General features: G+C 69.1%; 13 protein-coding genes. 9 read left to right on the top strand and 4 right to left on the bottom strand.

Annotated features, from left to right (window positions below):
* Positions 1 to 133: 133 nt before the first annotated feature.
* The 4 genes from ABZY89_RS10305 to ABZY89_RS10320 are packed head-to-tail and all read left to right on the top strand — an operon-like array spanning position 134 to position 2,523.
* Complete coding sequence (locus ABZY89_RS10305) at positions 134 to 826, top strand: energy-coupling factor ABC transporter permease (protein ID WP_160025460.1); 693 nt, start codon at positions 134 to 136, stop codon at positions 824 to 826.
* The gene (locus ABZY89_RS10310) at positions 823 to 1,158 is read left to right on the top strand and encodes a PDGLE domain-containing protein (RefSeq protein WP_355226852.1); all 336 of its coding nucleotides are present in this window, start codon (positions 823 to 825) and stop codon (positions 1,156 to 1,158) included. Before ABZY89_RS10305 ends, ABZY89_RS10310 begins: the two co-directional genes overlap by 4 nt.
* Positions 1,159 to 1,162: 4 nt before the next feature.
* Positions 1,163 to 1,774 carry a cobalt ECF transporter T component CbiQ gene (gene cbiQ / locus ABZY89_RS10315; protein ID WP_355226854.1) on the top strand — a complete coding sequence of 204 codons (612 nt, stop codon included), beginning with the start codon at positions 1,163 to 1,165 and terminating at the stop codon, positions 1,772 to 1,774.
* Positions 1,771 to 2,523, top strand: a complete 753-nt coding sequence (locus tag ABZY89_RS10320; protein ID WP_141802663.1) for an ABC transporter ATP-binding protein — start codon at positions 1,771 to 1,773, stop codon at positions 2,521 to 2,523. The genes cbiQ and ABZY89_RS10320 overlap by 4 nt, the downstream gene beginning before the upstream one ends.
* Before the next feature lie 75 nt (positions 2,524 to 2,598).
* Here the strand turns inward: ABZY89_RS10320 and ABZY89_RS10325 are convergent, their stop codons facing one another.
* Genes ABZY89_RS10325 through ABZY89_RS10335 form a run of 3 tightly spaced genes read right to left on the bottom strand, consistent with a single transcriptional unit; the run spans position 2,599 to position 5,953 of the window.
* Positions 2,599 to 3,027 (bottom strand): DUF3054 domain-containing protein, encoded by a 429-nt coding sequence (locus ABZY89_RS10325; RefSeq protein ID WP_355226856.1) that lies wholly within the window; start codon positions 3,025 to 3,027, stop codon positions 2,599 to 2,601.
* Between the two features lie 23 nt (positions 3,028 to 3,050).
* On the bottom strand, positions 3,051 to 4,181 hold the full coding sequence (locus tag ABZY89_RS10330) for an amidohydrolase family protein (protein WP_355226858.1): 1,131 nt from the start codon (positions 4,179 to 4,181) through the stop codon (positions 3,051 to 3,053).
* Positions 4,172 to 5,953: a phospholipid carrier-dependent glycosyltransferase gene (locus ABZY89_RS10335; protein ID WP_355226860.1), complete on the bottom strand. Its 1,782-nt coding sequence runs from the start codon at positions 5,951 to 5,953 to the stop codon at positions 4,172 to 4,174. Before ABZY89_RS10335 ends, ABZY89_RS10330 begins: the two co-directional genes overlap by 10 nt.
* A 33-nt stretch (positions 5,954 to 5,986) precedes the next feature.
* Between ABZY89_RS10335 and rsmI the strand changes: the two genes are divergently transcribed.
* Together rsmI and ABZY89_RS10345 are read left to right on the top strand one after the other, a co-directional pair.
* Positions 5,987 to 6,838, top strand: a complete 852-nt coding sequence (gene rsmI / locus ABZY89_RS10340) for a 16S rRNA (cytidine(1402)-2'-O)-methyltransferase (RefSeq protein ID WP_355226861.1) — start codon at positions 5,987 to 5,989, stop codon at positions 6,836 to 6,838.
* 136 nt (positions 6,839 to 6,974) lie between these two features.
* On the top strand, positions 6,975 to 7,805 hold the full coding sequence (locus ABZY89_RS10345; RefSeq protein WP_355226863.1) for a TatD family hydrolase: 831 nt from the start codon (positions 6,975 to 6,977) through the stop codon (positions 7,803 to 7,805).
* A 67-nt stretch (positions 7,806 to 7,872) separates the two neighbouring features.
* On the opposite strand, the gene ABZY89_RS10350 is transcribed toward ABZY89_RS10345, so the two are convergent.
* Positions 7,873 to 10,206 (bottom strand): immune inhibitor A domain-containing protein, encoded by a 2,334-nt coding sequence (locus tag ABZY89_RS10350; protein ID WP_355226865.1) that lies wholly within the window; start codon positions 10,204 to 10,206, stop codon positions 7,873 to 7,875.
* A 480-nt stretch (positions 10,207 to 10,686) separates the two neighbouring features.
* On the opposite strand from ABZY89_RS10350, the gene ABZY89_RS10355 reads away from it, so the two are divergent.
* The 3 genes from ABZY89_RS10355 to ABZY89_RS10365 are packed head-to-tail and all read left to right on the top strand — an operon-like array spanning position 10,687 to position 13,677.
* Positions 10,687 to 11,844 carry a ubiquitin-like domain-containing protein gene (locus tag ABZY89_RS10355; protein WP_355226867.1) on the top strand — a complete coding sequence of 386 codons (1,158 nt, stop codon included), beginning with the start codon at positions 10,687 to 10,689 and terminating at the stop codon, positions 11,842 to 11,844.
* Between the two features lie 34 nt (positions 11,845 to 11,878).
* Positions 11,879 to 12,778, top strand: coding sequence for a 16S rRNA (adenine(1518)-N(6)/adenine(1519)-N(6))-dimethyltransferase RsmA (gene rsmA, locus ABZY89_RS10360; RefSeq protein WP_355226868.1), 900 nt, complete (start codon positions 11,879 to 11,881; stop codon positions 12,776 to 12,778).
* Positions 12,775 to 13,677, top strand: a complete 903-nt coding sequence (locus ABZY89_RS10365; protein ID WP_355226870.1) for a 4-(cytidine 5'-diphospho)-2-C-methyl-D-erythritol kinase — start codon at positions 12,775 to 12,777, stop codon at positions 13,675 to 13,677. Before rsmA ends, ABZY89_RS10365 begins: the two co-directional genes overlap by 4 nt.
* Positions 13,678 to 13,688 lie beyond the last annotated feature (11 nt).

Raw genomic sequence — 13,688 nt, forward strand, 5'->3', positions numbered from 1 at the left:
ATTGACACCTCTGAAGTCTTGATCAACTGTCCGACCGGACAGTGCGCGGGTGAGGCTATTGCGATAAGTTCGCGTTAGCAGTTTCCTCTCGGGTTCCACTTCGACCACCCCCACGCAGATCAATGAGGTGACCATGCACGTCCCCGACGGCTTCCTCGACGCGCCGACGTCGATCGCCACCGGTGCAGTCGCTGTCGTCGCGGTCGGCGTCGCGCTGCGCGGCGCGCGTCGCGAGCTCGACGACAAGACCGCGCCGCTGGCCGGCCTCGTGGCCGCGTTCGTCTTCGCGACCCAGATGCTCAACTTCCCGGTGGGGGCGGGCACTAGCGGTCACCTGATGGGCGGCGCGCTGGCGGCGGTGCTGGTGGGGCCGTGGACCGGGGTGCTGTGCGTCTCGGTCGTGCTGATCGTGCAGTCCCTGCTCTTCGCCGACGGCGGCATCACCGCGCTCGGCACCAACATCCTGCTCATGGCCGTCACCACTGTGCTCGTCGGCTGGTTCGTGAGCCGGGTGCTGATCAAGGTGCTGCCGAAGCGGGTCGGCCTGGTCGCCCCGGCGGCGGCGATCGGCGCCTTCCTCTCCGTCCCCGCGGCGGCGGCCGTCTTCACCGCTCTCTACGCGGTCGGTGGCACCGCCGACATCTCGCTGACCACGCTGGCCACCGCGATGCTCGGCTGGCACACGGTGATCGGTCTCGGCGAGGGCGCGATCACGTTCCTCGCGGTCGGCGCGATCCTCTCCGTACGCCCCGACCTCGTCTACGCCGCGCGAGGCGTGATCGCCGAGCGCGACCTGGTGATCAAGCCGAAGGAGTCGGTGGCATGAGCACCGCTGAGAAGAAGCGCGTCTCGTTCAGGTGGGTCGCCGTCGGCATCGCCGTCGTCGCGCTGCTCCTGGCCGGGGTGGTCTCCTACTACGCCTCCGCCAACCCTGACGGCCTCGAGTACGTCGCCGGCAAGACCGGCTTCCTCGACAGTGCCTCGGAGCACGGCGCGGCCGACGGCCCGCTGGCCGACTACGGCACCAAGGGCGTCGACAACGAGCGGCTCTCCGGCGGTCTCGCCGGCGTGATCGGCACCGTGGTGGTGCTCGTCCTCGCCGGCGGCCTCGCCCTCGTCGTACGCCGTCGCTCCGCCGGCTCCTCCGACGAGGCCTGAGCCGGTGCCCGCCCATCTGAAGGTGCTCGCCCTGATCGGCTTCATGCTCGTGGTGGTGGCGACGCCGCGGGAGTGGTTCGCTGCGTACGCCTTCTTCCTCGCAGTCCTGGTGACGGTCGGCGCGGTGGCGCGGGTGCGCCCGGGGTGGGTGCTGAAGCGGATGGTCGTCGAGACGCCGTTCGTCGTCTTCGCGCTGCTGATGCCGTTCATCGCCCACGGGCCGCGAGTCGAGGTGCTCGGACTGAGCCTGAGCGAGTCGGGCCTGCTCTCGGCGTGGGGGCTGCTCGCCAAGGGCACGCTCGGCGTGATCGCCGGGCTGATGCTGGCCGCGACGACGACCCCGCAGGAGCTGGTCCACGGCCTGGAGCGGCTGCGGCTGCCTCAGCAACTGGTCCAGATCATGGCGTTCATGGTGCGCTACCTGGAGGTGGTGACCGACGAGATGCGCCGGATGGCGGTCGCGCGCGCCTCACGAGGCTTCGAGGCCCGCAACCCGCTCCACTGGCCGGTGCTCGCCCGCTCGGTCGGCGCGCTGTTCATCCGCTCCTTCGAGCGCGGTGAGCGGGTGCACCTGGCTATGGTCTCGCGCGGCTACACAGGGAGAATGCCCCGGTGACCACTCCAGTCCTGGACGTACGCGGCTTGGCCTTCGCCTACCCCGACGGCCATCAGGCGCTCTTCGGCGTCGACCTGCACGTCCACCGCGGTGAGCGGGTCGCGCTGCTGGGTCCCAACGGGGCCGGCAAGACGACGCTGGTCCTGCACCTCAACGGCATCCACCTCGCCGGCGCCGGATCCGTCGCGGTGAGCGGGCTCCCCGTGACCAAGGCCAACATCAAGGAGATCCGCCGCCGGGTCGGCATCGTCTTCCAGGACCCCGACGACCAGCTCTTCATGGGCACCGTCCGCGAGGACGTCGCCTTCGGCCCCGCCAACCTCGGCCTGCGCGGCGAGGCCCTGGACGCGAAGGTGACCGAGGCGCTCGCGAAGGTCGGCATGGAGGAGTACGCCGACCGGCCCCCGCACCACCTCTCCTTCGGCCAGCGCCGCCGGGTCGCCGTGGCCACCGTGCTGGCGATGGACCCCGAGATCCTGGTCCTCGACGAGCCCTCCTCCAACCTCGACCCCGCCTCCCGTCGCGAGCTCGCCGACATCCTCCGCGACCTCGACGTCACCGTCCTGATGGTCACCCACGACCTCCCGTACGCCCTCGAGCTCTGCGAGCGCTCGGTCATCCTCGACGGCGGCATCGTGGCCGCCGAGGGCCGCACCGTCGACGTACTCTCCAACGCCGACCTGATGCGCGCCCACCGCCTCGAGCTCCCCTTCGGCTTCGACCCGGTAGCCGCAGCCGCCACCCTCTAGCCGAGTCGGCTCATCCTGACCAAGATCTCCGCCGAGTCGGCTTGTCTTAACGGGCCGACTCGGCGCTGTTTCTTGTCAGTTCGAGCCGACTCGGCGAGAGCGGTAGTGGAGCTTGGCGCTGACGTAGCCGCGCCAGCCGACCAGGGTGAGGCCGAGGAAGAGGAGCGAGACGACCAGGAAGGCCGGCGCCAGGCCCTCGCCGGAGAGACCGCGCAGCACCATCCCGATGACGTACGTCCCGAGCCAGACGACCACGCCCGCAGGCCAGGCGCGCGCGGCAGGCCAGCGGCGCCAGATCAGCACGGCCCAGGCCGCGGCGAGCCCGATCAGGAAGGGCCAGGCGATGCGGAGCACGACGAGCGCCGGGCCGGAGTCGTGCGACTGGCGCCCGGCGAAGGCGAAGAGGAGCACGAAGAAGACGTCGACGGCGAAGGCCGCGACAGCCCACTTGGGCACGAGCCCGGCGATGAGTGGGGAGGAGTCGTCGGGCTTCGTGGAGGACATGGTGCCCAGAATACGAGGCCGATCTACGAGGTCAGCCAGGCCCCGCCGCGCATCACCCGGATCGGCTGCAGCGACTCATCGGTGAGCACGAGGTCGGCGCGAGCGCCGGGCTCGAGGCGGCCCGCGTCGAGGCCCACCACCGATGCCGGCCGCAGGCTCGCGGCCTTCATCAGCATGGCCAGGTCGATCCCGGCGGCCGCATGGCGGCGTACCTGGTCCATGAGCCGCGACGTGCCTCCGGCGATCGACCCGTTGCCGGTCCCGTCGGCCACTCGGGCGACCCCGGAGCGTACCTCCACGGACAGCGGTCCGAGCTGGTAGTCGCCGTCGGCCATCCCGGCCGCGGCCATCGCGTCGGTGACGAGCACGACCGAGCCGGGCACCATCGACATCACGGCCCGGACCGTCTCGTCGTCGAGGTGTACGCCGTCAGCGATCAGCTCCACACAGGCATCGCCGACACCGGCGGCGCCCAGGGATCCGAGCACGGGGCCGGGGTCACGATGGTGCGCGGGCGGCATCCCGTTGAAGAGGTGGGTGACCAGGCTCCCCGGTCCGGAGAGGAAAGCTCGAGCCTGCGAAGCCGACGCGGCGGTGTGCCCCAGGGCCACCACGACTCCGGCTTCGGTGAGCACCGGGGCGACCTCGTCGGCCCCGGGGAGCTCAGCGGCCAGCGTCATCACCCGCAGGTGCCCCCGGGCAGCCGCGACGAACTCACGGGCGAGCCCGGCATCCGGCGCGAGCAGCAGCGCCGGATCGTGCGCTCCGCGGCAGGAGTGCTCCAGGAAAGGCCCCTCCATGTGGATGCCGGCGATCAGCCCGGCCTCGGCAGCCGTGGCCAGCGCCGCGACGACCGACAGCAACCGGGAGGGCGAGTCGGTCACGGTCGAGGCCAGCAGCGTGGTCGTGCCGGCAGCATGATGAACGCCGGCCGCGGTGGCGATCTCGTCCGGCGACGTGGTGTGGAACGAGGCACCGCCACCGCCGTGGTTGTGGATGTCCACCAGCCCCGGGAGCAGGATCCCCGAAGACGACGGGTCGCCGGAGACGGCAGCCCGCACCTCCGAGACGAGCCCCGCGGACACGGTCACGACGACGTCGTCGAAGCCGCCCGGCCGCGGCACTCGACCGCGCACCACATGCTCTAGATCCATCGCTTGAACCAGATCCTCGTCAGCCATTCCTGCCGGGTGAGCAGCTCATCGGTGTAGATCGGCCAGAACCAGGCGAAGTTGCAGATCACCAGCACGACGAAGATGCCACCGGCGACGGCACCCCCGACGCGACGCCGGGTGGCCGGGGTTCCACCGGCCAGCGGCGGTGGCCGATCGAGCAGCTTGCCCAGACACAGGCACAGGCCGAGCACCAGGAACGGCAGCGCGATGATCATGTAGAAGGAGAAGATCGGCCGCCCGGCGTACTGCAGCCAGGGCAGCCACGTCGACAGCACCCCGACCACGGCGACCCCGAACCTCCAGTCCCGAGCGGCGACCCACATGAACGCCGAGACGATCAGCGCGACGAACGCTCCCCACCACAGCACCGGGGTGCCCAGGAGCAGCACCTGCCGCAGGCACGTCCCCGCCTCGGCAGGACCCTCCCCGTCGGGATCGGTCGAGGGGGAGGCGTCGCACATCTCGCCGCGCGACTTCGCGCCGGACAGGATCCCGGTGTCGGCGGCGACCCCGACCGGCCGGTTCAGGACGAGCCACCCGATCGGATGCGACCCGTAGGTGTGCTCGGCGCACTCCAGGAAGTGGGTGTGGAAGGTGAAGACGTCGCGGTGGTAGTACCACAGCGACCGCAGCGACTGACCGACCTCGCCGAGGCCGGACGCGTCCGGCTCCTTGGCGGTCGGCCAGCGCTTGTCGTTGAGGTTCTCGGGGACGTACGACTTGTTCTCGCAGTGGCCCTCGCCGGTGTAGCGCGTGTACTGCGTCGCCGAGAGCGACTCCTCGTAGACGTCCGCATGGGTCATCCACGGGATCCACGTCATCACATAGACCGCGAGCGCGACGCCCACCAAGTGGGCGAACGCCGTCGGACCGTCGGCCACACAGGCACGAAGCCAGGACAGACGTACGCCGAAGGAGCGCCGCATCCCGGCCGACCAGGCCACATAGAGGAGCCCGAAGGCGGCGAGCGGGTAGAGCGCCTCCCACTTGGAGCCGATCGCCAGACCCCACGCGACCCCCGAGCAGAGCAGCCACGGACGGAACAGCATCTGGCGGACGGGTCCCCAGGCGCCCGGAGCGGCGAGCTGCGTGGGCGCGAGCGCGGAGAACCGCCGTCGGCACCAGTCGCGGTCCATCACCATCAGGTGCACCGCGAGCAGCAGGAAGAAGGCGACGAAGAGATCGAGCAGGGCCAGGCGCGAGAGCACGAACGCGAGCCCGTCGAAGGTGACCAGGATGCCGCCGACGAGACCGAGCATCATGGAGCCGGAGACGCGGCGTACGAACCGGATCGTCAGCAGCACCAGCAGCGACCCGACCACGACCGACGCGATCCGCCAGCCGAACGGGTCCATGCCGAAGAGCTTGATGCCGATCGCGATGAGCCACTTGCCGACGTCGGGATGGACGATCATCGACGGCCCGTCGGCGAACTGCCCCTCGAGCTGCCCGGCCAGGATGTTCTCGTCGGCGCCCTCGATGAAGTTGCGCGCGTAGCCGTACTCGAGCAGCGCCCAGGCGTCCTTGGCGTAGTAGGTCTCGTCGAAGGCGAAGACCTTCGGGGTGCCCAGGTGCCACAACCGCAGCAGGAACGCGAGCGCGGTGATCCCGATCGTCGCCGCCCAGCCGGCCCGCGGCGAGCCGTTGATGCGGCGCCGGGCGCGTTCCCAGGCGGTCGGAAGGAAGTGACCGGAGGGGGTGCTGGCCAGGCCCTCCATGGGCTCCGGCTCCTCGGTCACCGTCGTCGTCACGAGGGAACCATATAAGCCTGCGACAATATCGGTGTGGTAGATCCAGAGGACGGCGTGCTCGTACTTGCGGCAACCCCGATCGGACGGGTCGAGGATGCCCCACCCCGTTTAGCCTCGGAGCTCGCCACCGCCGATGTCATCGCAGCTGAGGACACCCGACGGTTGCGCCGGCTGACCACGGATCTCGGGGTCGAGATCAAGGGCCGCATCGTCTCCTACTTCGAGGGCAACGAGACCGCGCGTACGCCGACGCTGCTCGCCGAGCTCCTCGACGGCAACCGGGTCCTGCTGGTGACCGACGCCGGGATGCCCTCGGTCTCCGACCCGGGTTATCGCTTGGTCGCAGCCGCGGTCGAGAAGGACGTACGCGTCACCGCGGTCCCCGGCCCCTCGGCCGTCCTCACCGCCCTGGCCGTGAGTGGTCTCCCCGTCGATCGGTTCTGCTTCGAGGGCTTCCTGCCCCGCAAGGCCGGCGAGCGCTCGCGCCGCCTCGCCTCGCTGGCCAAGGAGGAGCGCACCATGGTCTTCTTCGAGGCCCCGCACCGCACCCAGGCGGCCTTGGAAGCCATGCGCGACGCCTTCGGCGACACCCGCGCCGCCGCCGTCTGCCGCGAGCTGACCAAGACCCACGAAGAAGTACGCCGCGGGGGACTGGCCGAGCTCGTCGACTGGGCCGCCGAGGGAGTACGCGGCGAGGTCACCATCGTCGTCACCGGCGCCGACCCGTCCGCCGAGATCGGCAGCGACCCCGACAGCCTCCGCGCCGCCGTCGCCGACCTCCAAGAGGACGGCCACACGAAGAAGGAAGCCATCGCGGAGGTAGCGAGGCTCGCCGGCGTACCGAAACGCGAGGTCTACGACCTAGTCCACAAACCCGCCGAGTAGTCGAAATCTGACGCCGAGGAGTCAGTTTTTGACGGCGAGAAGTCGCACGACTGACCATTCGACGTCAGGAACCGACGCCTCGACGTCAAGAACCGACGCATCGGCGTCAGAAACCGACTTCTCGGGGCGAACTAGGATGCGGGACGTGAGTTTTCCACCGCTTCCCGAGCCGCTTCCTGCGCCTGTTGTCGACAACCACACCCACCTCGACATCGTCAGGGGGGACGAGAGTCTGCCGGTCGAGGAGGCGCTCGCGCGGGCGGCGTCGGTGGGCGTGACCAGGGTTGTGCAGATCGGCTGCGACCTGCCGGGCGCACGCTGGGCGGTCGAGGCGGCCGAGACGTACGACAACATGGTCGCCGGTGTGGCGCTCCACCCCAACGACGCTCCTCGCCAGCCCGACCTCGAGGCGGCGCTGGACGAGATCGAGAAGCTCGCCGGGGCGCACGACAAGGTGCGCGTGGTGGGGGAGACCGGGATGGACTTCTTCCGCACCGACGAGGAGGGTCGCGAGACACAGGCCTACTCGTTCCGGCGCCACATCGACATCGCCAAGCGGCTCGACAAGACCCTGATGATCCACGACCGTGACGCCCATGACGCGGTGCTCGAGGTGATCGACAGCGTCGGGCCGCCCGAGCGCTGGGTGATGCACTGCTTCTCGGGTGATCCCGAGTTCGCCCGTCAGTGCCTCGACCGGGGCGCCTACCTCTCCTTCGCCGGCACGGTGACGTTCAAGAACGCGCAGTACCTCCGCGACGCTCTCGCGATCACTCCCCAGGACCGGATCCTGGTCGAGACCGACGCCCCGTTCCTGACGCCTCACCCGCACCGTGGCGCGATCAACTCCAGCTACATGATCCCCGCCACGATGCGGGTGATGGCCGAGGTACGCGGCGACGACCTCGAGGCGCTCTGCAACGCCGTCAACACCAACACCGAGACGGCCTTCGGCGGCACCTGGTAATCACAGGCACGGACAGGAGAAGGGCCCGAGGCGAACGCCTCGGGCCCTTCTCCTTGCTGTGATCAGGTCAGGAGACGCTGAGCGTCATCGTGCCCCTGCGCTCGTCCGAGGAGAGCACCTTGATCTTGACGCCGCTGCCGGCCGTCTTGGTGGAGTGCGCCGGGTTGGCCGCGTCCCAGTAGGCCGTCTCCGAGCTGTCGTAGAAGGTCGGGACGCTCTTGCGCCGCGGCACGTCGAGGACGTTGTTCGGAGCACCGGCGACCTCGTTCTCGAGGTGGAGCCGGTCGGTGCGGTCGACATCGAACGTCGAGTCGTAACCCTGCATCCGGTTGCGCGACAGGGTGCCGTCCGACCACTTCTGGACGCCCACGGTGGAGTCGACGACCAGCGCCTGGCCGCCACCGGGGTGCTCGGAGGTGTTGTTGTCGCCGTAGGCGCCGTTCTGGTACCAGACCAGCAGACCGTCCTGGTAGGCGTAGTGGTCGACCTTGTCAGGCGCGGTGACCCCGTAGCCGAAGTTGTACGGACCCTCGGCCAGCGTCTTGTCGTAGCCCTTGTACTGCCGGTTCTCGGCGATGTAGAAGCGCGGGTACGTCGACGTGTAGGTGCCGTCGGTGATGCCCATGTACTCCTTGTTGGTCCAGCCGTCGAAGGACGAGAAGTCCGTCGTGTAGGCCGAGCCGACCGAGAGGTCGTCGATGGCGAAGCCGTAGTAGGCGACGCCGCCGTCGTTCGCGGTGCGGAAGCGGAGCTTCACGTTCTGGCCCGCGTACGCCGCCAGGTCAGCGGTCAGGTCCACGTACTCCTGCGGGTCGTGGTCGGCGCAGTTGCCGTCACAGGTGCTGTCGGAGGTGCCGTGGATGCCGTTGTTGTACTCGGCCGACGACAGGTTCGTCGCCAGCGGCGTCGACCAGGTGGTGCCGCCGTCGGTGGAGGCCTCCAGGAAGGTGAAGTCGTACTCCGCCTCGAGGTCGTACTTCACCTTGGCCGAGAGGGTGCCGCCCGCGGGGACCGCGATCTCCGGGCTGACCGCGGTGGCGGTGCGGTCGTCGCCCTTGCCGGAGTAGAGGAACGACTTGCCGGAGGTGCCGGAGCCGACGTCGTGGGTCGTCTCACCGTCGGGCAGGTTGACCACGAGAGCCTGCGGGGTCTTCGCCCCGGTGTCGTGGAAGCTCGGGCCCAGGGTCAACTTCTTGGACGTACCGGCCTCGACGGTGTCGTAGTTGAGCCAGCCGAGGAAGAGCTTCTCCGGGGCGCCCATGTGGTTGGGGGTGGTGCCGATGGTGCCGTCGCCATGACCGAGCCAGGAACCCGAGCTCATCAGGGTCCAGAAGCCGGTGCCGTTCTCGCCGCCCGCGGTGTCGTAGAAGTCCGGCAGACCGAGGTCGTGGCCGAACTCGTGCGCGAAGACGCCGAGGCCGCCGTTCTCGGGCTCGGTGGTGTAGTCGCGGATCCAGATGTCGGTGTTACCGATCTTGACGCCGCCGGCCTTCGGGAAGTTGGCGGGGCCGTCGGAGCCGGACGCGTTCGCGGCCCAGCGGTGCGACCAGATGCTCCACGGGGCGCCGCCGGCCTCCTCGCCGACACCCGAGTGGATCGCCTGGAAGTGGTCGATGTAGCCGTCGGCCTCGTTGAAGTTGCCGTCGCCATCGAGGTCGTAGCGGTCCCAGATGTCGTAGTCCTGGAGGTACGCAGTGATCTCGGCGTCGGTCTTGCCCGCCGCCTTCTGCGCGTCGTACCAGGCGTTGGCGCTGTCCTGGACGTAGTTCTTCATCGCGGCGGCGGTCTCGTCGCCCTTGTCGTTCTGGTAGTAGGACTCCGCGTGCGGGAGCGTCACCCAGTCGCTGACGTCGCCCTGGAGGTCGAAGCGGCCGCTCGACATCTCCTTGTAGACGTTGTGGAAGGACTCGGCGCCCTTCTCCTGGTTGAAGAACATGTCCATGAAGTGCTCGCGCGAGAAGTCCTCCTCCCAGTAGGTGGAGTTGTCGTTCTCAGCGGGCGGCGCGATCTCGTTGTGGAGAGGGCCCGAGGTGTTGTCGGGGAAGGCTGGGTTGCCGCCTTCGCCGAACTCGACCAGGAAGCTCAGCAGCTGGGACTTCTCGGTGGGCTCGTGCTCCACCCAGCGGGCGTTCTTGCCCGAGCCCATCTTCACGACCTCGCTGCCGTTCTTCGTGACCGTCTGCTTCTCGCCCGTGGCGACAGCAGTGGCGGCGTTGGTCTTGAGCTCGCGGCGCTTGGTGTTGAGCGCGTCGGGCTTGTCATCGACCTTCTGCTTCACCGCAGCAGCGGCGGCGGGGGTCCCCGAGTCCTCGACGGCGCTAGCCGACGAGTGGGTCAGGGCCACCGGCGTCACGCCGGCGACCGCAACCGCGGCGAGAACGCTGGTAAGGCGTCTGTTCATCGTTCCTCCGGAGTCTGGTGACATCGCGCACATCTGCCTTCCCCGAGAACTGACCGGCACGACGGGCCATCACGACAGAGATGGCTTCGGAGTACAACACCAAGCAACGGAGTTACCTGTAAAGGATTTGTCGCCTATTGGCCAGAGGGAACGAAATTTCGTGGCGGGATTACGACATGCGCCCTGATCGACCCGCTTGACCAGCGATTTCGACGTGTTGAATCGCACACCTGTCATTCGCTACGACAGGTATTGACAGCACTCCCTGGCCCTCATTTGATGCCGAGATTGCATGCTTGTAATTGCCTGCGGATCGGGCAGGGGACTTGCATTTAACCGACCGTATTTGTTCCGCTGTCCGGCGAGATAGCCGGGATCGGGACAGATCCGGACGGTGTTGGGGGTGGGCCTCAGCGCGTAGATCACCAGATCTCGCAACACCGTTCGCCCGTGCCCGGAGAGCACGAACATCGGAGCATTGTGCCCGTCAGCAGCACCACCTCATGGGTTCGCAACATCGCATCTACTCGCCGCCGTAAGGCCATTCTGGTCGGCGGACTCGCCGCCGCCGTGGTCGCCACGGGCGGCGCCGCGTACGGCGTCAAGACCGCCCAGACCGATGTCATCGTCTCGGTCGACGGCAAGGCCAAGGACGTCAGCGTCAACGCCGACACCGTCGGTGAGGTCCTCGAGGCCGAGGGCATCGAGATCGGCGACCGTGACGCGGTTGCTCCATCGCTCGACACCGAGGTCGAGGACGGCAGCGCGATCAGCGTCCGCTACGCCCGTCAGCTGAGCCTCGAGGTCGACGGCAAGGCCCAGGACCACTGGGTCACCGCGACCACCGTCGGCGGCGCTCTCGCCGAGCTCGGTCGTGACTACGACCGGGCGGAGCTCTCGACCAGCCGCGGTGCCTACATCGGCCGCGACGGGATGTCCCTCGACGTCATCACTCCCAAGAACGTCAAGGTCGAGCTGGCCGGTAAGAAGGCCAAGAAGGTCAGCGTGACCGCACTGACCGTCGGCGACGCGCTCAAGGACCTCGGGGTCGACCTCGAGCGCCGGGACAAGGTCTCCCCGGCCTCCGACAAGGCTCTGAAGACCGGTCAGAAGATCGTCTTCACCGACTTCTCCGCCAAGAACCAGAAGGTCGCCCGGGAGGCCATCGAGGCGCCGGTCAAGGAGATCGAGGACTCCTCGATGAACAAGGGTGACACCGAGGTCGTCGAGGAGGGCTCCGACGGAGTCCGTTCGGTGACCTACCGCATCGTCCTCAAGAACGGCGAGGCCGTCTCCAGGAAGGTCCTCGAGCAGAACGTCATCGAGGAGGCCGAGACCCGCGTGGTCAAGGTCGGCACCAAGGAGGAGGCCCCTGCAGCCAACTTCGCCGGCGGCAGCACCGTCTGGGACCAGCTCGCGCAGTGCGAGTCCGGTGGCAACTGGGCGATCAACACCGGCAACGGCTACTACGGCGGGCTGCAGTTCAACCTGCAGACCTGGCAGGCCTACGGCGGCTCCGGTCTCCCGAGCGAGAACAGCCGCGAGACCCAGATCGCGATCGCGACCAAGGTCCGTGACGCCAACGGTGGCTACGGCTCCTGGCCGCACTGCTCGCAGCAGCTCGGTCTGCCGCAGTAAGGCTCTTTCGGCCCTCGGGCCATAGTCTGTACCCATGACCGACCGCACCCCGCCGCGCCTGTTGGGCCCGGCGGAGGTGCGGTCGCTCGCATCCGAGCTCGATCTCCGCCCCACCAAGCAGCGCGGGCAGAACTTCGTCATCGATGCCAACACCGTGCGCCGGATCGTGCGCGAGTCCGGCGTCGGCGCCGACGACGTCGTCGTCGAGGTCGGGCCCGGACTCGGATCGCTCACCCTCGCCATCCTCGAGACCGGCGCTAAGGTCACCGCGATCGAGATCGACGAGGTCCTGGCTCAGCGGCTGCCGAGAACCATCCAGGAGTACGCCCCCGACCAGTCCGACGCGTTCCGCCTGCTCCGCGCGGACGCCCTCCGGGTCGACTCTGTCCCCGGCCCTGCGCCCACGGCCCTGGTCGCCAACCTGCCCTACAACGTCTCGGTGCCGGTCCTGCTGCACCTGATGGCGCTGCTGCCCTCGCTACGCCACGGGCTGGTGATGGTGCAGGCCGAGGTCGCCGACCGGCTGGCGGCCAAGCCCGGCTCCAAGGTCTACGGCGTCCCGTCGGTCAAGGCCGCCTGGTACGCCGAGGTACGCCGCGCCGGCGTGATCGGCCGCAACGTCTTCTGGCCGGCGCCCAACGTCGACTCCGGGCTCGTCTACTGGCGTCACCGCGAGCCGCCGTCGACGGCGGTCTCGCGCGAAGAGGTCTTCGCGGTCGTCGACGCCGCCTTCGCGCACCGTCGCAAGGCGCTGCGTGGCGTACTCAAGCCTCTGGCCGGCTCCGCCGACGCCGCCGAGAAGGCGCTGGTCGCGGCCGGGATCGACCCACTGGCGCGCGGCGAGGCGCTGACCATCGCGGACTTCGTACGCATCACCGAATCGCTCCAAGCGAATGGCCTCGGGCTCCGCTTCGGCAGGAAGGCTCCCTCATGACGATCACCGTCCGCGCCGCCGCGAAGTTCAACCTCCACCTCGGCGTCGGGCCGGTCCGGGAGGACGGGTTCCACCCGCTGGCGACCGTCTACCAGGCGATCGGGCTCTACGACGACGTCACCGTGAGCGAGGCCGCCGAGTGGCAGGTCACGCTCACCGCGGAGGACCACATCGCGCTCGGCGAGATCCCGACCGGCGACGACAACATCGTCGTGCGGGCGGGCAAGGCTCTCGCCGCCCACCACGGCGTCGACAAGGCCGCGAAGGTCGCGATCCACAAGGGCATCCCGGTCGCCGGCGGCCTCGCCGGTGGCTCTGCCGACGCGGCCGCGACGCTCGTCGCCCTCGACCGCCTGTGGTCGCTGGAGACCTCCGACGAGGACCTGCTGAACCTGGCGGCGCAGCTGGGCTCCGACGTACCGTTCGCGCTCATCGGCGCCACCGCCATCGGCGGGGGCCGCGGCGAGATCGTCGAGCCGGTCACCGACAACGGTGCCTGGTGGTGGGTCGCGGTCGGCAACGAGCAGGGACTCTCGACGCCTGCGGTCTACCGCGCCTTCGACGAGCACGCCGGGACCGAGGTCGGTGACCCGCAGGTGCCCGAGAGCCTGCTCATGGCGCTGGAGAAGGGCGATGCGGAGCTCCTCGCCGAGGCGCTCACCAACGACCTGCAGGCCCCGGCGCTGGCACTACGCCCCGACCTCGCCCAGACCCTCGCCGACGGCGCCGAGGCCGGGGCCCTGGCCGTACAGCTCTCCGGCTCGGGCCCGACGGTCCTGATGCTGTGCCGCGACGCCGCCCACGCCCGCGAGGTCGCCGGAGCGATGCAGGCCAAGGCGTACGACCGCGTCTGGACCGCCCCGGGCCCCGTCGCCGGTGCCCACGTCGTCACCTACTGACAACCCGCCGA

It is taken from the genome of Nocardioides sp. NPDC006303, assembly GCF_040613175.1.
Taxonomy (GTDB): domain Bacteria; phylum Actinomycetota; class Actinomycetes; order Propionibacteriales; family Nocardioidaceae; genus Nocardioides.